This is a genomic window from Mesorhizobium prunaredense, from assembly GCF_900156895.1.
In the GTDB taxonomy this organism is placed as follows: Bacteria; Pseudomonadota; Alphaproteobacteria; order Rhizobiales; family Rhizobiaceae; genus Mesorhizobium; species Mesorhizobium prunaredense.
This window is the reverse complement of the sequence record NZ_FTPD01000082.1, coordinates 7,040-26,046: the sequence shown is the minus strand read 5'-3', so window position 1 is coordinate 26,046 and position 19,007 is coordinate 7,040. Positions and strand designations below refer to the sequence as shown.

Below are 19,007 nucleotides of genomic sequence, written 5' to 3'. Positions count from 1 at the left end.
GCGCCGCACAATGAGCCCTCTAGCAGAAGCTGATCGGACTCTTAAGCCTTGAAATTGCCACCGCCTTGGGCTTCAACGCAAGGCATGTTTGAGGGGACATCGCGACTTTTCCCGATCTGGCTCGCTGCCGCACTGTTGATGGTGCCGGTTTCGCTTGCCGTCGCACAGGATGCGGACGGCCTCGGTGATCTGAAACTTCCCGGAATGTCGAACTATGCGCCCCCGAAAAGCGATGCACCGCTGGCAGCGGGGAGCAGCGGCGCGATCACGCTGTCGGCGCAATTGACCGACAAGGGCGCCGACATCACGCGCGGCATCGTCTGGCGCGTCTTCAAGCCTGACCCCACCGGCGATGGCAAGCTGCCGATGGTCGCTTCCGCCCATGGCGGCAGCGCGGTGTTCCAGCTCGAGCCCGGCAGCTATCTGGTCCATGCCTCTTACGGCCGGGCCGGAGCCACCAAGCGCATCACCGTCGGCAAGGACGCCAAGCGCGAAAGCCTCGTGCTCGATGCCGGCGGACTCAAGCTCGACGCCGTGCTGTCGGGCGGTGTGCGCATACCGCCGAAGAAATTGCGCTTTTCGATCTATGAAGGCCAGGCCGAGGCCAATCACGATCGCGCCCTGATCATACCCGATGTCGAGCCGAACAGCGTCGTGCGGCTGAACGCGGGCGTCTATCACGTCGTCTCGACCTATGGCTCGGTGAATGCGGTCATCCGCTCAGACATCCGCGTCGAGGCCGGCAAGCTGACCGAAGCGGCCGTCGAGCATCGTGCGGCGGAGATGACCATGAAGCTGGTACGCGAGCCAGGCGGAGAGGCGATCGCCGACACCTCCTGGTCGTTGCTCAACGAATCCGGTGATCCCATCCAGGAAACCGTCGGCGCCTTTGCTTCGATGGTGCTTGCCGAGGGCGACTACACCATCATCGCCAAGAACCGCGACCGCATCTACCAGAAAGATTTTGCGGTCGTGGCCGGGCAGAACAAGGAAATCCAGGTTTTGGCCACGGAGGCCTCGGCGATCGATCCCCAGGAAGGCGCGGACTAGACATCCGGATCCTGTGCAGGAACCGGTCCAGCAGCGTATGATTTGCCGATCAGGCCGCGTTGCGCATGCGTCGCGGCAGAAACTGGCCGCGGTCGCGCGGCTCGGCCGGAGCCAGATCGAAGACAGCCCGGTAAAGCCGCTCGAGCAAAGCCTTGCGGTCGCGCACCGGCTCCAGTTCGTCCCATCCCAGCACGTCGCCGACGCGCACGTCGATCGATTTGCCGGACAGCCGCGCGAATTCGTGGATGAGCAGGGAAATGCGCAGCGTCAGCGAAGCCCTGCCGACGAACTTCGCCACGCGTCCGTCACGCTCGGCTAGGTTCATGGGTCCGCTGACCAGGTGGAACAGCCGCCCGTTCTGGCCGGAAAAGTGCATTGGCACAACCGACGCCTTGGCATCCCTAACGAGACGGGCCGGAAACATCTTCCACGGCAGGTCGCGCGCCCGGCCAAAACCTTTCGGCGCGGTGGCGACGCCGCCGGCGGGGAAGACGACGATGATGACGCCGTCTTTCAGCAGCCGCACCGCCTCATGGCGCACCGCCATGTTGTTCCTGATCGCGTCCTTGGTCTCGGAAAAGTCGATCGGCAGCGAATAAGGCTCCATCTCGCGGACCTTGAGCAGATCCTTGTGGATCATGACACGGAACGGACGCTGAAGCTGCTCGGCCAGCGACAGCACCGCAATGCCGTCGCCGATGCCGAACGGGTGGTTGGCGACGATCACCAGCGGCGTGTCGGGCAATTTTTCCGGCGGCCATTGGCCGGTGGTCCGCACCCTGACATCGATCAGTTCCAGCATGCGGCTGAACACGCGCTCGCCGGTCGGCACCACATGGCGGCGCCAAAAGTCATAGAGCGCCGCGAAGCGATCGCGGCCGGACAGGCCTTCGATGGAGTGGATGAACCAGCGCGTCAATGCCGGCTGATGCGGGCTGGCATAGGAAAGCTCAGGAAACGGTCTTTCGCGCATCTTCAGCTTGAGCATGAGGCTCGTTACAAGGCTGGCGTGACAAGCGTATGAAATGGCGGGCATGTGAATGGCGTGCATGCGAATGGCGGTGGATCGCTTCACCGCCATGAAACCATCATTGCCACGACGACTGATCGCGCGGCAACCGACCATCTGGATCATGCACCTCCACCTTGTCGTCGGCCGTCAGATTGGCGCTACCTCCGTCAATCGCCGTGCCGGCACCGCTTACCGGAACATATGCCCATCTCGGCGTCAGATAACGATGGAAGACCTCGTCCGGCCCGACGCGGACGAGATTCATCCGCGCGCGCTGTTTTCCAAGTCGCGGAGATAGCTCAACACCGCTTCAAAATGCCCTTCGGCCACCAATTCGGCTGCAGTCTTATGATCGTATTCGGCGATCGGCTCGTTTCGATACCAGTAAATTGCTTTGCTAATGTCTCCGGTGAGCGTCGCCGCAGCCGTGATCGCCTTGATCATTTCGCGCATCCGGCTTTGCAGTCGCTCAGAGGCCGGGTTGCGAAGCGTGTTTCGGTGAACACCAGTCAGATCGGCCAGGTTCGTCACCTGGACGCCAAGCGCCTTTGAAAAGCGTTTTGGTGAAATGTAGGGCGTGCGAGGTTCCTGAAGGCTCTCCACGAAGCCCGACACCATGGCTGCCTGCGTATTCTGAGCGACTGTCATCGATCTCTCCGGCGCCTGCAATGGCATTTATTTGCACAATATGTGCACATTTTCTTGCATATCAAATGCCCGATTGCCCCTCAGCTCTCAGGTCAAGAAATAAACTGCGACGGAAATTCTCGCCTTCTCAAAATGCCAAATACGAAGCGTCTGCGACGTCAACCTTGTCGGCGTGAACTTCGCCCGGATTACTGCCGACAAGGATGCGCCATTAGAGCCAGGGTCAGGCCGCTCGTTTGCGCTTGCGGTCGGGCGTCACCGCCTCTTCGGCAAGCATTGCCACTGCCTGGCCAAGGCCAAGTGACTCCTGGTCGCGCGAGCCGAGCCGGCGGATGTTGACCGTCTCTTCCTCCGCCTCGCGCTTGCCGCAGACGAGGATGACCGGAACCTTGGCCAGGCTGTGCTCGCGGACCTTGTAGTTGATCTTCTCGTTGCGAAGATCGGCTTCCGCCAACAGTCCGGCCGCCTTCAGCCGCGCGACGACCTTTTGCGCGTAATCGTCGGCATCGGAGGTGATCGTTGCAACCACCACTTGCAGCGGTGCGAACCACAGCGGGAAATGGCCGGAATAGTTCTCGATCAGGATGCCGAGGAAGCGCTCCATCGAACCGCAGATGGCGCGATGCACCATCACCGGCTGCTTTTTTTCCGAATCCGAACCGATGTAGAAGGCGCCGAACCGTTCCGGCAGGTTGAAATCAACCTGCGTGGTGCCGCATTGCCAATCGCGGCCGATGGCGTCCTTCAGCACATATTCGAACTTCGGCCCATAAAACGTGCCCTCGCCCGGATTGACGCCCGTCTTGATCCGGTTACCCGACCGCGCTGCGATCTTGTCGAGCACGTCCTGCAGCACGCCCTCGGCATGATCCCACATCGCGTCGGTGCCGACCCGTTTTTCGGGGCGCGTCGCCAGCTTGACGGTAATTTCGTCGAAGCCGAAATCGGCATAGGTCGACAGGATCAGGTCGTTGATCTTGATGCACTCGTCGGCGAGCTGTTCCTCGGTGCAGAAGATGTGGGCATCGTCCTGGGTAAAGCCGCGCACGCGCATCAGCCCATGCAGCGCGCCGGACGGCTCATAGCGATGCACATTGCCGAATTCCGCAAGTTTTACCGGCAGATCGCGGTAGGACTTCAGCCCGTGCTTGAAGATCTGGACATGGCCGGGGCAGTTCATCGGCTTCAGTGCAAACATCCGGTCGTCGTCGGTGTCGTCGCCGGCAACCGTCACCTTGAACATATTGTCCCGGTACCAGCCCCAGTGACCTGACGTCTCCCACAGGCTCTTGTCGAGCACTTGCGGCGCGTTGACTTCCTGATAGCCCTGCTCCTCGAGGCGGCGGCGCATGTAGTTGACCAGGTTCTGGAACAGTCTCCAGCCCTTGGCATGCCAAAAGACGACACCCGGCCCCTCCTCCTGGAAATGGAACAGGTCCATCTCGCGGCCGAGCTTCCTGTGGTCGCGCTTTTCGGCTTCCTCCAGCATGGTCTGATAGGCATCGAGCTGCGCCTGATCGGCCCAGGCCGTGCCATAGATGCGGGTCAGCATTGGGTTGTTCGAATCGCCGCGCCAATAGGCGCCGGCCACCTTCATCAGCTTGAAGGCGCTGCCGATCTGTCCGGTCGAGACCATATGCGGGCCGCGGCAGAGGTCGAACCAATCGCCCTGCGCATAGATCTTGAGGTCCTGATCTTCGGGAATGGCGTCGATCAGTTCCAGCTTGTAGCGCTCGCCCTTGTCGGCAAAGATCTTTTTCGCCTTCTCGCGCGACCAGACCTCTTTGGTGAACGGCTTGTTGCGCGCGATGATCTCGCGCATCTTCTTCTCGATCACCGGGAAATCATCGGGCGTGAACGGCTCGTTGCGGGCAAAATCATAGTAGAACCCGTTCTCGATCACCGGGCCGATGGTCACCTGCGTACCCGGCCACAATTCCTGCACGGCTTCGGCCAGCACGTGCGCTGCGTCGTGGCGGATGAGTTCCAGTGCGCGCGGGTCTTCGCGGGTGATGATCTCGAGCTTGCCGGACTTGCCGAGCGGGTCGGAAAGATCGCGCACCACGCCATCGATCGAGTAGGCGACCGCCTTCCTGGCCAGCGACTTCGAGATCGATTCCGCCAGGCCGGCGCCGGTCATCGCCGCATCGTAGTCGCGGACGGAGCCATCGGGAAATGTCAGGGAAACGGAATTCAGCATAAAACTCTCCTATCCAGTCCCGCAAACGAGCGCGGGTGGTGAAATGCATGTCGCCCAAAGTGTGCAGCGGTTTTTGGCCAACGACATGCATAAAGTAAAAGCCGGATGCGTCCGGCGGCAGTCTTTTATGGGCAGATTTTCGTGCCGTAAAGGCGAATGGCCGATCACTTGCTCTTGTTCATGAGATTCGGCAGCTCTTTCAGGAACATCGTCCGCGTCTGAGGACCCTTCGGCGTGTCGGAACGTTTCGTATCGATTACCAGGCGGGCAAAGACGATGTTGCGAGCATCCTTGTTGGCCCAGCCGACAAACCAGCCAAGCGAGCGCCAGCCAAGCGAGGACTTGTCGGCGCTGTCGCCAAGCCTGGTGGTCCCGGTCTTGCCCTGCACCGTCCAGCCACCTGACCGGAAGGTCGGCAAGATCGCCCTGGTCATCGCGTGGGCCTTGTCCGAAACCGGCAGTTCGCCGGCAAGCAGGCGGCGCATGAAATTCACCTGTTCGACCGGCGATATCTCAAGGGAAGAATTCACCCAGGACCGGGTCAGGCCATCATTCTTGCCGGCATCGCCGGCAACATCGGTGTTGCCGTAGTCGAATTTCGAGACGTAGCCGGCAAACCGCTCGTTGCCGAGCCGGCGGGTGATTTCCTGCGAAAACCACAGCACCGAGTCCTTTTCCCAGATCGTTGGGTCGACGGTTTTCTGGTCCCGCTTGACCGCCTTGAACTCGGGCTTGTAGTCCCAGGCCGGCGTGTGCTCGTCGCTCAGGATTCCCGCATCGTAGCCGATCAGGGCCAAGGGGACCTTGAAAGTCGAGGCGGGACTAAAGCGCTGGTCGCAGACCCCGTCCCGATACAGCGTCTCACCGCTTGCAGCATCCAGGATCAGCGTGCATTCGACCTCCTCCATCGGCGCCGATTGAGCGCGGATCGGAAAACCAAAAAGCCAGGCCAGAAGGTAGATAACCACGGCGAAAACGAATGGACGGCGGTCTAGCTGGCGCATTGGCAATCTCTCCTGATGGCTATCAGGAGCGGCTTAGCGAGGCGTCTTGTCTCGATTTTGTCTTAAATGCGCAACGTGCGGTTAACCCTAGCAAATCGTAAAGATCCTGCTCTATTTGCCAGAGCTTACGCCCCACCGGCATCGGTTTCCGGATCACTGCTCTTTTTTCCGATCCGCCAATATCGCCAGGGCGTGAACCAGACATAGCGCTCAGTCAGCACCTCCGGCACCCGGTCGATGCCATGCGTTCCGCCCGGCCCGCAGCGCAGCACACGGAAAAAACCCATCCAGCCGCCGGCCCATAGCCCATGGCGGGCAATCGCTTCGTGCGCGTATTCGGAGCAGGTCGGCAAATGCCGGCAGGAATTGCCGACAAAGCCGGACAGGGTCAGCTGGTAGAAGCGCACGAGCGAGGTGCCGAGGATTCGGCCGGGCGTCTTGCGCCAGGGGCCCGGCCAGTTGCGTGTGTATCGCGGCGTCTGATGGGTGTGATCCGTCGCCATTTGACGACTAGGCCGCCTGTTCGGCGCGCTTCTTCTCGATCTGGCCGATCGCGTCGACCACCGCATCGAAGGTCAGCATGGTCGAGGCATGTCGCGCCTTGTAGTCGCGCACCGGTTCGAGATATCTGAGGTCGGCGAAGCGGCCCTCCGGCGGCGCGCCGTTTTCCTTCAGCATCTTCAGCATGGTCTCGCGAACGCTGCGCAATTCGTCCGCGCTGGCGCCGACGACATGCTGCGCCATGATCGAGGACGACGCCTGGCCAAGCGCGCAGGCTTTGACGTCATGGGCGAAATCGGTGACGATGCCGTCATCCATCTTCAGATCGACGGTCACCGTCGAGCCGCACAGCTTGGAATGCGCGCGCGCGGTTGCATCGGGATGGTCGAGCCGGCCGATCCGCGCGATATTCCCGGCAAATCCCAGAATTTTCGCATTGTAGACGTCGTCGATCATATTTTTCCAATCCGTCGCCGCCGAGCGAACAGCGATTGCCGCAGACGGCCTTCCTTTCGCTCGCAACGATCATATATAATGCTGGTACTCGGGTATGGACAAGGCAACCGACAACCGCGTCCCTGCTCAAATCACTTCACGCCGCTTACGGGCTGGAAACAGGGCACGTTTCTAACACCCGAAAGGTCGTGGTCCGTTCAACTCGTTCCTCCTGAGAGGGGAACTACGGGAGACGCCTTTATGGATGCCGTCATCAAGAAATTCATGCCCCCTTCCGCCTATATGGAAAAGCCGGTCACCGACCGGCCGACCGAAGCCGAAGCCGAGGCCGCGGTTCGCACGCTGTTGCGCTGGACCGGCGACAATCCGGACCGGGAGGGCCTGGTCGATACGCCAAAGCGTGTGGTGAAGGCCTATCGCGAAATGTTCGGCGGCTACGACAAGTGCCCGGCCGAAGAACTCGGCCGCACCTTCGAGGAGGTCGCCGGCTATGACGACCTTGTCCTGGTCAAGGATATAACGTTCCATTCGCATTGCGAGCACCACATGGTGCCGATCATCGGCAAGGCGCATGTCGGCTATCTGCCGGACGGCAAGGTCGTCGGCCTGTCCAAGATCGCCCGCGTCGTCGATATCTTTGCCCAGCGCCTGCAAACCCAGGAAGCGATGACCGCACAGATCGCCGGCGTCATCCAGGATGTGCTCAATCCGCGCGGCGTCGCCGTCATGCTCGAAGCCGAGCATATGTGCATGGCCATGCGCGGCATCCGCAAGGAAGGCTCCACGACGCTGACCTCGACCTTCACCGGCGTCTTCAAGGACACGCCCGAGGAACAGGTCCGTTTCGTCACCATGGTGCGCGGCGGCAGGGGCTGAACGAGCCTCGCCGGCCGCCAGCCATGATCGCGAGAAATGAGAACCGGTTCTCGGATCAGATCATGGCCAAACAACAAGACAGAGCCTCGCCCATTCCGATCCGATCGGACTGGACGAGGCTCTGAACAAGGACCGGCGATGTCGGCAGTGGAATTTCCGAAAGCTCCATCAGACAAGAAAACACTGGAAGAAAGCACGGTCTTTTCGCCGCGCTTCGATGCCGGCGGCCTGGTCACCGTCGTCGTCACCGATGCCGAAGACGGCATGCTGCTGATGGTCGCGCATATGAACGCCGAGGCGCTGGCGCTGACGCTGGAAACCGGCATCGCCCACTACTGGTCGCGCTCGCGCAGCGCTCTGTGGAAGAAGGGCGAAACATCCGGGAATGTCCAGAAAATCGTCGAGATGCTCACGGATTGTGACCAGGACGCAATATGGCTGCGCGTCAAAGTGATGGGCCACGACGCAACCTGCCACACCGGCCGGCGTTCCTGCTTTTATCGGACGGTGGGACTGATCGACGGCAAGGGGACGCTTGCCAGCGATGGCAGCAAGCCGCTGTTCGATGCGCAAGAAACGTATCGAAAGCCCCATGAACCATCCATTTGAACCATTCGCCGAACTGCAGCCTCGTATATTCATGATTTCGATACAGCCAGCCTTTATGTTGGCCGTGGGACAAGGGAGATTGTGATGCTCGAATGGGCGTCATCGCGCAACAGACCGGACGTTCGAGAGGCCAATGGCCTGTCATCGTCCGCCGGTGCATCCGAAAAGAGCCCCGCCAGGAAAACAGGCATTTCGCTGGCGCTGGGCGGCGGCTGCGCGCGTGGCTGGGCCCATATCGGCGTGCTGCGCGCGCTCGACGAAGCCGGCATCGAAGTGTCGATGATCGCCGGCACCTCGATCGGCGCGCTGGTCGGCGGCTGTTACCTTGCCGGCAAGCTGGATGAGCTGGAAGAATTCGCCAGAAGCCTGACCAAGCGGCGCATTTTTGGTCTTCTCGATCTCAACCTGCGCGGCAGCGGACTGTTCGGCGGCATGAAGCTCGATGCACGGCTGCGCGAGCACATGGCCGGCGTCCGTTTCGAAGATCTGCCCAAGCCTTTCGTCTGCGTCACCACGGAGATCCGCACCGGCCATGAAATCTGGCTGTCGGGCGGCTCGCTGATCACCGCCATGCGCGCCTCCTACGCCCTGCCCGGCGTGTTCGAACCGGTCAGTTGCAATGGACGCGTTCTGGTCGACGGTGCGCTGGTCAATCCGGTCCCGGTCTCGGTCTGCCGCGCCTACGAGCAGCCGCTCGTGGTCGCGGTGAACCTTCACTACGATCTGTTCGGCCGCGCCGCCGTCATCAAGCACAGCGCCGGCGAACTGCTCGTCGAGAAGGACGCGCCAAGGCCCGGCCTGATCGACACAGGGCACCAGTACCAGACACGGCTCGGCATTACCGGGGTTATGGTCGAAGCCTTCAACATCATCCAGGATCGCATTTCGCGGGCGCGTCTTGCCGGCGACCCGCCTGATATGTCGCTGCAGCCGAAACTCAGCCATATCGGCCTGACCGAATTCCACCGCGCCGACGAGGCGATCCGCATCGGCTATCAGGTGACAATGGCCCAGATCGACGAGTTGGTCCGCCTGCAGACGGTTCTGGCCTGAAGCGCGACCGAACTGAAGGTCCGCGCAGAAAACGGAAGCTACCTCAGGCGCGCGCGGCATCGACGATGCGGAACTGCACCGTGCGGTTGCCGTTCCAGTGATTGCCTGACAGCGAACCGGCGACATGCACCGGCTTGCCCCTGTTCTTGAACAGGAATTCGCCGAGCGCCGTATCGACGGCGCGAAACGCGATCGCCTGGATGCGCCCACCACTTTCCGACTGCAACTCGGCGCGGATGTGATTGGTGCCGACCGGCCTCGCATCGGCAAGGCGATGGCGCGGCAGCGCAAACACCGGTGCGACATGCCCGGCGCCGAACGGGCCGGCTTTCTCCAGTGCGTCGAGAAGGCCAAGCGTCGCGCCCTCAGCGGCCAGCGCGCCATCGATCGCCAGGCTTTCCTCGCCTTGCAGCCGGAACACCTCGGCCGCCGCTCGTTCCTCGAAGAAGGCCCTGAGTGCGCCAAGTTTCGCCCGCTCCACCGTGATGCCGGCCGCCATGCCATGGCCGCCGCCCTTGACGATCAGCCCGGCAATGGCCGCCTCGCGCACCAGCCGGCCAAGATCGAAGCCCGACACCGAACGGCCCGACCCCGTGCCGACGCCATTGGCGTTGAAGGCGATGGCGAAAGCCGGCCGGCGCGCATGGTCCTTGAGCCGCGAGGCCAGCAGGCCGACGATGCCCGGATGCCAGTTGGAGCTGGCGGTGACGACGATGGCTGGCCCATTGCCGCCGGCAAGCTCGGCATCGGCCTCGACGCGTGCCGCGGCCAGCATTTCCAGTTCCATCTGCTGCCGCTCCTGATTGAGCCGGTCCAGCGTCTCGGCGATGGTGCGGGCCTCGACGGGGCCGTCGGTGGCAAGCAGGCGGCTGCCGAGTGCTGCGTCGCCGATGCGCCCACCGGCATTGATGCGCGGGCCGATCAAATAGGCCAGATGAAAGGTGCTGACCGGCTCGCCGATGCGCGAGACCCGCGCCAATGCCGCCAATCCTTCGTTCCTCTGCTGGCGTGCGATCTGCAGTCCCTTGACGACGAAGGCGCGGTTGACCCCGGTCAGCGGCACCACGTCGCAAACGGTCGCCAGGGCAACGAGGTCGAGCAAGCCGAGCAGGTCCGGCGGTGCGGCATCCGGCAACCGGCCGCGCAGGATCTTCGCCGTCTGCACCAGCGCCAGGAAGACGACGCCGGCGGCACAAAGATGGCCCTGCCCCGAAAGGTCGTCCTCGCGATTGGGATTGACGACCGCAACCGCTGCCGGCAACGGACCGCCGAGCTGGTGGTGATCGAGCACCACGACATCGGCGCCGGCAGCGTTCGCCGCGTCGATGGATACGGCGCTGTTGGTGCCGCAATCGACGGTGACGATCAGCGTCGCGCCGCGCGAGACGAGTTCGCGCATCGCTTCCGGATTGGGGCCGTACCCTTCGAAGATACGGTCCGGTATGTAGATCTCCGCAGGCACCGAGAAATGCGTGAGGAACCGCTTGAGCAGCGCCGACGAGGCCGCGCCATCGACATCGTAGTCGCCGAAGATCGCCACCTTTTCCCTGGCAACGACTGCCCCGGCGATGCGGGCGGCGGCCTTGGCCATGTCGGTCAGCGACGCCGGGTCCGGCAAAAGATCCCGGATGGTCGGATCAAGGAACCGCTCGGTCTGCTCGGAGGTCACGCCGCGCCCGGCAAGCACGCGCGCAACGATGTCCGGCACGCCATAGCCTTGCGCTATGGCAAGCGCGGTCATGTCCTGCCGCTCGGTCAACCGGTGTTCCCAGGAAACACCTGATGCCGACTGCCTGACATCGAGGAAGATACGGTTTTCGCCCGTCATGCGACGCGCCGTCTGCGGATTGTCATTGCTCACAATATGCGACGGCCAGCCGAGTCGGGAATCAAAACTTTTCCAGATCCTGGTGCCTGGCCTTGATCTCGCGCACGGTGCGCGACGACGAGCGCAACACGATCGTATGCGTGGTGATGGAATTGCGGCCGAACTTGACGCCGGCCAGCATGTTGCCGTCGGTCACGCCGGTTGCTGCGAACAGCACGTCGCCGCGCGCCATGTCTTGCGCGCGGTAGACCCGCTTCGGATCGAGGATGCCCATCTTCGCCGCGCGTGCCAGTTTTTGCGGCGTGTCGAGGATCAGCCTCCCCTGCATCTGGCCGCCGGTGCAGCGTAGTGCTGCCGCCGCCAGCACACCCTCCGGCGCGCCGCCGGTGCCGAGATAGATGTCGATGCCGGTTTCGTCCGGATCGGTGGTGTGGATGACGCCGGCGACGTCACCATCGCCGATCAGCCGGATCGCAGCGCCCGTGGCGCGCACCGCCTCGATCAGCGCGCCATGGCGCGGCCGGTCGAGGATGCAGGCGGTGATCTCGGACACCGCCACGCCCTTGGCCCTGGCCAGGCTGGCGATGTTTTCGGCCGGCGCGGCATCGATGTCGATGACGCCGTCCGCATAACCCGGGCCAATGGCGATCTTGTCCATATAGACGTCGGGCGCGAACAGAAGGCTGCCCTTTTCCGCAATGGCGATGACCGCCAATGCATTGGGCAGGTTCTTGGCGCAGATCGTCGTGCCTTCGAGCGGATCGAGCGCAATATCGACCGCCGGGCCTTTGCCGGAACCGACCTGTTCGCCGATATAGAGCATCGGCGCCTCGTCGCGCTCGCCTTCGCCGATCACCACCGTGCCGTTGATGGCGAGGCGGTTGAGCTCTTCGCGCATCGCGTCGACCGCGACCTGGTCGGCAGCCTTTTCGTCGCCGCGTCCGCGCAATCTGGCTGCCGCAACGGCGGCCCGTTCGGTCACACGCACCAGTTCCATGGTGAGTATCCGGTCAAGGCCGGCGACGATGTTCTGGGCAACATTCATCGGTGGACAATCCTCGTTGGCACATTGCCTCCCGCCGGAGGCGCGCCGGTTGTGTCAAAGCTCCATGACAACAGCAAGACCTCTGCGGGTCTTTTTTGAAAACACAACGATATCAATCGATTGAATGAGAAAAGAGATATGCCTATTCCGCCCGCTCGATGCGGATGACCTGCGGCTTGTCGGTCAGATGGTCGTCCTTGGTGATGCCGTCGACGGCCTTGCGGACAGCCGCTTCCGTCGTCTCGTGGGTGACGAGAATCACTGTTTTCTGCAAGGCGCTATCCGGCCCGGCGGCGTGCTGCACGATCGATTCCAAAGAAATGTCGTTGTCGGCCATGCGCTTGGCGATGGCGGCAAAGACGCCGATGCGGTCATGCACGGTCAGCCGGATGAAATAGCCGCCCGCATGGCTGCGCATCTGCGCCTTCTTGTAGGGACGCAATTCCTTCGCCGGCAGGCCGAACACCGGACCGTGCTGGAAGCCGGGCCGGCTCTTGGCGATGTCGGCAATGTCGCCGACCACTGCCGATGCAGTGGCGTTGCCGCCGGCACCCGGACCGGAGAGCAAAAGCTCGCCAAGGATATCGGTTTCGATGGCCACCGCATTGGTGACGCCGTGCACCTGCGCGATGACCGAGGCCGTCGGCACCATGGTCGGGTGCACGCGCTGTTCGATACCGCTTTCCGTGCGCTGGGCGACGCCGAGCAGCTTTATCCGGTAGCCGAGATCGCCGGCCGCGCGGATGTCGGCCTGGCTGATGTTGGAAATGCCTTCCATGTAGATGTCGTTGGCGGCAATCCTCGTGCCGAAGGCAAGGCTGGTCAGGATCGACAGCTTGTGCGCGGTGTCGTGGCCCTCGATGTCGAAGGTCGGGTCGGCCTCGGCATAGCCCAGCCGCTGCGCATCTTTCAGGCAGGCGTCGAACGACAGGCCCTCGGCTTCCATGCGGGTCAGGATATAGTTGCAGGTGCCGTTGAGGATGCCGAAGACGCGGGTCACCGAATTGCCGGCCATCGCCTCGCGCATCGTCTTTATGACCGGAATGCCGCCCGCCACCGCCGCCTCGTAATTGAGCAGTACACCCTTCTTCTCGGCGGTCTCGGCCAGCGCCACGCCATGCTTGGCGAGCAGTGCCTTGTTGGCGGTGACGACGTGGCGGCCGGCTTCAAGCGCCGCTTTCACGGATGCATGCGACGGCCCTTCGTCGCCGCCGATCAGCTCGACGAAGACATCGATCTCTGCGGTCTGCGCCATTGCTACCGGATCGTCGAACCACTTGGCCGCGCCGAGATCGACGCCGCGGTCGCGTTTGCGATCGCGGGCCGAAACGGCCGACACGACGACCTCGCGGCCGCATTGCCGCGTCAGTTCCGCCGCCTTGTCGCGCAGCACGCGGGCCACCGACGCGCCGACGGTGCCGAGACCGGCGATTCCAACACGCAACGCTTCAGCCATGTCCGGCGACGCCTCTCAAGAATTTGGTCGATGTGGTATCAGGCAACTCAACGATGCGCGGCGAGCGGCACCACATTGTTGGGCTGTTTGGCGCTGGACGCCAGGAAGCGCTTGATGTTGCGCGCCGCCTGCCGGATCCGGTGCTCGTTCTCGACCAGCGCGATGCGCACATGGTCGTCGCCATGCTCGCCGAAGCCGACGCCCGGCGCCACCGCCACGTCGGCGTGCTCGATCAGAAGCTTGGAGAATTCGAGCGAGCCGAGATGCTTGAACGGCTCCGGGATCGGCGCCCAGGCGAACATCGACGCCGCCGGCGCCGGGACGACCCAGCCGGCGCGGCTGAAGGCGTCGACCATGACGTCGCGGCGCTTGTGGTAGATGTCGCGCACTTCGGCGATATCGGCGCCGTCGCCGTTGAGCGCATGCGCGGCCGCCACCTGGATCGGCGTGAAGGCGCCGTAGTCGAGATAGGATTTCACCCGCGTCAGCGCCGAGATCAGCCGCTCGTTGCCGACGGCAAAACCCATGCGCCAGCCGGGCATCGAAAAGGTCTTCGACATCGAGGTGAACTCGACCGCCACGTCGATCGCGCCGGGCACCTGCAGCACCGAGGGCGGCGGATTGCCGTCGAAATAGATTTCCGAATAGGCAAGGTCAGACAGGATGATGATGTCGTTCTTCTTGGCGAAGGCCACCACCTCCTTGTAGAAATCAAGCGAGGCGACCTGCGCCGTCGGGTTCGACGGATAATTGAGGATCAATGCCAGCGGCTTCGGGATCGAATGGCGGATGCCGCGCTCCAGCGCCGGAATGAAGCCGTCGTCCGGTTCCACCTGCAACGAGCGGATGACGCCGCCCGACATGATGAAGCCGAAAGCGTGGATCGGATAGGTCGGGTTTGGGCACAGGATCACATCGCCGGGCGCGGTGATGGCCTGCGCCATATTGGCGAAGCCCTCCTTCGAGCCCAGCGTCGCCACCACTTGCGTGTCCGGGTCGAGTTTCACGCCGAAACGGCGGGCATAATAATTGGCTTGGGCGCGGCGCAGGCCCGGAATGCCACGCGACGACGAATAGCGATGCGTGCGCGGGTCGCGCACGACCTCGCACAATTTGTCGACGATGGCCTTGGGCGTCGGCAGGTCCGGATTGCCCATGCCAAGGTCGATGATGTCGGCGCCGCGCGAACGGGCACTGGCCTTCAGCCGGTTGACCTGCTCGAAGACGTAGGGCGGAAGCCGGCGGACCTTGTGAAATTCTTCCATGTCATTTCCAGTGGTGGGTCAATTCCAGACGGTCAAAGTGGTCTTTGGCAAGGATGGTTGTCGGTCGCGCGATATAACCCTATTTGCATGCAGGGTCGAGGGCGGGATCGCATTTGGCTTCGATCTCCTTCAGCGCATCGGCGCCGTGCTGCTTCGCCAATGTGTTCAGCGCCGCCGCCGGGTTCGCGACCTTGACCGCGCCGCCCTTTGAGCCCTGCGCCTGTGCCTCCGCCTTCAACTGGGCGAGCTTGGCGTTCTTTTCCGCCTCGGTGAATTGCTCCGCCGCCGCCTGCGGCGGGATATTCAGGTTCGGATAGCTGCCGGTGTTCTTCGGCCCGTCGGTAGCCGCGACAGGCGTGGCGCCCTCGATGTTGGTGCTCGAACAGCCGGCGATCGCCAAAAAGACGACCGCCGCGCCTGTGCGGTAAAAACGACCAATGCCAGAAAAAACAGTTTTGCCAATATTAATCGTCATATTGTTTCCTTGGCAGCCGAGATAGAGCGCGTTGGACCCCGTCGGATGTGCCATGATACTATGTCAAGAAAACGCTTCGGGAGGAACCCTGCGAACCATGTCCAAAACACCCGATTCGGGCAAAGCGCAAGATGACCGGCCTTCGACCGTCGAGCAATATCTGGTCAAGGACCCGGAACGCTTCGCCTTGAACATGGCCCGGATGATCGAGCAGGCCGGCAAGGCGGCTTCGGCATGGGCCGAGCCGCGCGAAAAAGGCGACGTGCGCGATCATGTCGCCGAGCCGGTCGTCGACATGGTGAAAACCTTCTCCAAGCTCAGCGAATACTGGCTTTCCGATCCGCAGCGCGCGCTGGAGGCGCAAACGCGGCTGTTTTCCGGCTACATGACCGTCTGGGCCAACTCCATCCAGCGCCTCAGCGACGGCGGCGAAGACGAAGACGCGGTCAAGCCCGAGCCCGGCGATAAGCGTTTCCAGGACCCGGAATGGGGCCGCAACGCTTTCTTCGATTTCCTCAAGCAGGCCTATCTCGTCACCTCGCGCTGGGCGAACGACCTGGTCGAGCACGCCGACGGCCTGGACGAGCACACCCGCCACAAGGCCGGTTTCTACGTCAAGCAGGTGTCCAACGCCATTTCGCCGTCGAATTTCATCCTGACCAACCCGGAATTGTTTCGCGAGACCATCGCCTCGAATGGCGAAAACCTGGTGCGCGGCATGAAGATGCTGGCCGAGGACATCGCCGCCGGCAAGGGCGACCTGAAACTGAGGCAGGCCGACTATTCGTCCTTCGAGATCGGCAAGAACCTGGCCACGACACCCGGCAAAGTGGTGGGCCGCAGCGACGTCGCCGAGATCCTGCAATATGATCCGGCGACCGAGACCGTGCTCAAGCGGCCGCTGCTGATCTGTCCGCCATGGATCAACAAATTCTACATTCTCGACCTCAACCCGCAAAAATCGTTCATCCGCTGGGCCGTCGAGCAGGGCCACACCGTCTTCGTCATCTCCTGGATCAACCCGGACGAGCGGCACGGCACCAAGAGCTGGGAGGCCTATATCAGGGAGGGCCTGCAATACGGCCTGGACACGATCGAAAAGGCCACCGGCGAACAGGACGTCAACGCCGTCGGCTATTGCGTCGGCGGCACGCTTCTGGCGGCCGCCCTGGCGCTGTTGGCGCAGGAAGGCGACCACCGCATCAAATCGGCCACCTTCTTCACCACCCAGGTCGATTTCACCCATGCCGGCGACCTGAAAGTGTTCGTCGACGAGGAGCAGGTCGCGGCCGTCGAAAAGGCGATGAACGAGAAAGGCTATCTCGACGGCACCAAGATGGCGACCGCCTTCAACATGCTGCGCTCAGGCGACCTGATCTGGCCCTACGTCGTCAACAACTACATGCGCGGCAAGGATCCCCTGCCCTTCGACCTGCTCTACTGGAACGCCGATTCGACCCGCATGGCCGCAGCCAACCATTCCTTCTACCTGCGCAATTGCTATCTCGAGAACAGACTTTCGCAAGGCGAGATGGAACTGGCCGGCCGCGTGGTATCGCTGAAGGATGTCACCATCCCGGTCTACAACCTCGCCTCCAAGGAAGACCATATCGCGCCGGCGCTTTCGGTGTTCCTCGGTTCGAAATATTTCGGTGGCGAGGTCGACTACGTCCTGGCCGGTTCCGGCCACATCGCCGGCGTCGTCAATCCGCCGGCGGCGCAGAAATATCACTACTGGACCGGCGGCAAGCCAGCGGGCGACTTCAACGAGTGGCTCGCCAAGGCCACGAACCATCCCGGCTCCTGGTGGTCGCACTGGCAACGCTGGATCGAGGCCAAGGACGACACCCGCGTGCCGGCCCGCAAACCCGGCAAGCACATGAAAACCCTGGGCGATGCGCCAGGCACCTATGTCAAGGTGCGTGTGTAACCTTCTGTAATGTGTGGTGAGTTGACGCGCCGCTAAAAGAGGGCGAAATGGTGTCGTCAACCCTTAAGCACTCCCGATTCTTCTCTAGCCGTCGAATTACTCTGGGGCTTGCGGATTTGACACAGGTCTCGTTTCCGTTCAGGGACAAGGGTTTATTGCGGCGAGACGTTTCGGTGCCGCCAATGAAGTACCGACCGGACATCGAGGGGGAATTTGGTTTTGAAATCAGCAGGATCGCGCCTCGCGAAGGGAGAAAGCCGTGCCATTGCGGCCGCGCTTTTCTCCGTGCTCCTGGCGTCCTGCACCTCGGCCGGTGACCCGTCCCTGTCCGTCGGCATGCCCGGCTACAATGCCTCGGCTACGGACACGGCCTCCGGCACCCAACAGGTCACCACTGGTTCGTCGTCGCAGATGACGACTTCACAAATGACGATGACCGCCAAGGGCGACGCAAGCCTTCCCGAGCAGGTCGCTTATGTGCCAGCGGCCAAGCCAGGGGCGCAGGCCCCCCAGGGAGGCGCCAAGTCCGATGCCGGCTTCCCCGTCCCGGCTAAAGCGGGCGCAGAGACGGCTGCGGGCCAGACACCGCAGCCACAGGCGGCGCAGACGGTTGAACAGGCCGATGCTGCTGCGCAGAAGACTAAAACCGCCGATGCCGGCACGACCGCGCCGAACTCCGCCGCGCCGGCGATGAACAACCCGGTCTATGTGACCGCCGCAGAGCCGCAGGCCTATGCGCCGAAGAAAAAGGGGTTCCTCGCCTCTTTGTTCAGCGCCACGCCCGCCTCGGCAGCACCTGCCCCGCAGGCCAACAACAGGTCGGGCGAGCAACCGACGGCGGCGCAGCCCAAGGCCGCGCAGCCCAAGGCGGCAAAACCCGCCATCACCCTGGCCTCGGCCAAATCGGCTGAAAAGCCGGTGCAACTGGCTTCACTCGGCGATACCAGCCATTTCACCGATGACGCACTGCCTGGCGTGCGCAAGACCGCACTTTTCGAGATCAAGCGCAAATCCGGCCTCGACGACGACAGCGACGTCGATCTGAACGAGGATGAAGGCGGCGCCTATCAGGTGGCATACGCTCCCGGTCTTGCCCGGCTGGCGCCCAACGGTCTTTTGAAGCAGACCGAGAATGTCGACGTTGCCTGCCTGAAACCTTCGCTGGTCCGCGTGCTGAAGACGATCGAGGGCCACTACGGCAAGAAGATGATCGTCACCTCCGGCTATCGTGATCCGGCCCGCAACCGCCGCGCCAACGGCGCCAAGAATTCGCTGCACATGTATTGCGCCGCCGCCGACATCCAGGTTCCAGGCGTCTCGAAAGCGCAACTGGCAAGCTACATCCGCAGCATGCCAGGGCGCGGCGGCGTCGGCACCTACTGCCATACCGAATCCGTCCACATCGACGTCGGTCCCGAGCGCGACTGGAACTGGCGCTGCCGTCGGCGGCGGTAACGGCTGGTTCTTCCCTCGTTTAATGCAACGTCCGCAATGCGCCGTATCACGACGGCATGCGGTGCCGCGTCGAACCGGGGTGAATGCTCCACCGCCTGAAGGCGGTGGCTTCGGTTACGGCTCAAAGCCGGATCGGTCCGCCGC

At 62.7% G+C, this 19,007-nt stretch carries 18 protein-coding genes; 6 read left to right on the top strand and 12 right to left on the bottom strand.

What is annotated here, in order from left to right; translation table 11 throughout:
- The first annotated feature begins 84 nt into the window (after positions 1 to 84).
- Positions 85 to 1,050 (top strand): hypothetical protein, encoded by a 966-nt coding sequence (locus BQ8794_RS32910; protein ID WP_077383913.1) that lies wholly within the window; start codon positions 85 to 87, stop codon positions 1,048 to 1,050.
- Between the two features lie 49 nt (positions 1,051 to 1,099).
- Here BQ8794_RS32910 and BQ8794_RS32905 read toward each other — a convergent pair whose 3' ends face one another.
- The 7 genes from BQ8794_RS32905 to BQ8794_RS32875 form a co-directional block, all read right to left on the bottom strand.
- Entirely contained in the window at positions 1,100 to 2,038 is a 939-nt protein-coding gene (locus tag BQ8794_RS32905; protein ID WP_077383911.1) for a lysophospholipid acyltransferase family protein, read from the bottom strand.
- A gap of 100 nt (positions 2,039 to 2,138) precedes the next feature.
- Positions 2,139 to 2,327 carry a hypothetical protein gene (locus tag BQ8794_RS32900; protein WP_077383909.1) on the bottom strand — a complete coding sequence of 63 codons (189 nt, stop codon included), beginning with the start codon at positions 2,325 to 2,327 and terminating at the stop codon, positions 2,139 to 2,141.
- Positions 2,324 to 2,710 carry a hypothetical protein gene (locus BQ8794_RS32895; RefSeq protein WP_077384130.1) on the bottom strand — a complete coding sequence of 129 codons (387 nt, stop codon included), beginning with the start codon at positions 2,708 to 2,710 and terminating at the stop codon, positions 2,324 to 2,326. Before BQ8794_RS32895 ends, BQ8794_RS32900 begins: the two co-directional genes overlap by 4 nt.
- Before the next feature lie 223 nt (positions 2,711 to 2,933).
- Positions 2,934 to 4,910 carry a threonine--tRNA ligase gene (gene thrS / locus BQ8794_RS32890; RefSeq protein WP_077383907.1) on the bottom strand — a complete coding sequence of 659 codons (1,977 nt, stop codon included), beginning with the start codon at positions 4,908 to 4,910 and terminating at the stop codon, positions 2,934 to 2,936.
- Between the two features lie 164 nt (positions 4,911 to 5,074).
- Positions 5,075 to 5,914: a class D beta-lactamase gene (gene blaOXA / locus BQ8794_RS32885; protein ID WP_077383905.1), complete on the bottom strand. Its 840-nt coding sequence runs from the start codon at positions 5,912 to 5,914 to the stop codon at positions 5,075 to 5,077.
- Positions 5,915 to 6,039: 125 nt separating this feature from the next.
- On the bottom strand, positions 6,040 to 6,417 hold the full coding sequence (gene yidD / locus BQ8794_RS32880) for a membrane protein insertion efficiency factor YidD (RefSeq protein ID WP_077383903.1): 378 nt from the start codon (positions 6,415 to 6,417) through the stop codon (positions 6,040 to 6,042).
- Between the two features lie 7 nt (positions 6,418 to 6,424).
- Positions 6,425 to 6,871, bottom strand: a complete 447-nt coding sequence (locus BQ8794_RS32875; RefSeq protein ID WP_077383901.1) for an iron-sulfur cluster assembly scaffold protein — start codon at positions 6,869 to 6,871, stop codon at positions 6,425 to 6,427.
- Between the two features lie 240 nt (positions 6,872 to 7,111).
- Between BQ8794_RS32875 and folE the strand changes: the two genes are divergently transcribed.
- From folE to BQ8794_RS32860, 3 genes are all read left to right on the top strand, one after another.
- Positions 7,112 to 7,747: a GTP cyclohydrolase I FolE gene (folE, locus tag BQ8794_RS32870; RefSeq protein WP_023801043.1), complete on the top strand. Its 636-nt coding sequence runs from the start codon at positions 7,112 to 7,114 to the stop codon at positions 7,745 to 7,747.
- 138 nt (positions 7,748 to 7,885) lie between these two features.
- Positions 7,886 to 8,356 (top strand): phosphoribosyl-AMP cyclohydrolase, encoded by a 471-nt coding sequence (gene hisI / locus BQ8794_RS32865; protein ID WP_077383899.1) that lies wholly within the window; start codon positions 7,886 to 7,888, stop codon positions 8,354 to 8,356.
- Between the two features lie 84 nt (positions 8,357 to 8,440).
- The gene (locus tag BQ8794_RS32860) at positions 8,441 to 9,409 is read left to right on the top strand and encodes a patatin family protein (RefSeq protein ID WP_077383897.1); all 969 of its coding nucleotides are present in this window, start codon (positions 8,441 to 8,443) and stop codon (positions 9,407 to 9,409) included.
- Between the two features lie 43 nt (positions 9,410 to 9,452).
- Here BQ8794_RS32860 and recJ read toward each other — a convergent pair whose 3' ends face one another.
- The 5 genes from recJ to BQ8794_RS32835 form a co-directional block, all read right to left on the bottom strand.
- Positions 9,453 to 11,237, bottom strand: a complete 1,785-nt coding sequence (recJ, locus tag BQ8794_RS32855) for a single-stranded-DNA-specific exonuclease RecJ (RefSeq protein WP_077384129.1) — start codon at positions 11,235 to 11,237, stop codon at positions 9,453 to 9,455.
- Positions 11,238 to 11,298: 61 nt separating this feature from the next.
- Entirely contained in the window at positions 11,299 to 12,282 is a 984-nt protein-coding gene (glpX, locus tag BQ8794_RS32850; RefSeq protein WP_077383895.1) for a class II fructose-bisphosphatase, read from the bottom strand.
- Positions 12,283 to 12,424: 142 nt separating this feature from the next.
- Entirely contained in the window at positions 12,425 to 13,738 is a 1,314-nt protein-coding gene (locus BQ8794_RS32845) for a homoserine dehydrogenase (protein WP_077383893.1), read from the bottom strand.
- A 47-nt stretch (positions 13,739 to 13,785) separates the two neighbouring features.
- Positions 13,786 to 15,003 (bottom strand): LL-diaminopimelate aminotransferase, encoded by a 1,218-nt coding sequence (locus BQ8794_RS32840; RefSeq protein WP_077383891.1) that lies wholly within the window; start codon positions 15,001 to 15,003, stop codon positions 13,786 to 13,788.
- A gap of 79 nt (positions 15,004 to 15,082) precedes the next feature.
- Positions 15,083 to 15,403, bottom strand: coding sequence for a hypothetical protein (locus tag BQ8794_RS32835; protein ID WP_342189016.1), 321 nt, complete (start codon positions 15,401 to 15,403; stop codon positions 15,083 to 15,085).
- Positions 15,404 to 15,575: 172 nt separating this feature from the next.
- Between BQ8794_RS32835 and BQ8794_RS32830 the strand changes: the two genes are divergently transcribed.
- Together BQ8794_RS32830 and BQ8794_RS32825 are read left to right on the top strand one after the other, a co-directional pair.
- Positions 15,576 to 17,408 (top strand): PHA/PHB synthase family protein, encoded by a 1,833-nt coding sequence (locus BQ8794_RS32830; RefSeq protein WP_077383889.1) that lies wholly within the window; start codon positions 15,576 to 15,578, stop codon positions 17,406 to 17,408.
- A gap of 213 nt (positions 17,409 to 17,621) precedes the next feature.
- The gene (locus BQ8794_RS32825; protein WP_077383887.1) at positions 17,622 to 18,863 is read left to right on the top strand and encodes a D-Ala-D-Ala carboxypeptidase family metallohydrolase; all 1,242 of its coding nucleotides are present in this window, start codon (positions 17,622 to 17,624) and stop codon (positions 18,861 to 18,863) included.
- Positions 18,864 to 19,007: the final 144 nt, after the last annotated feature.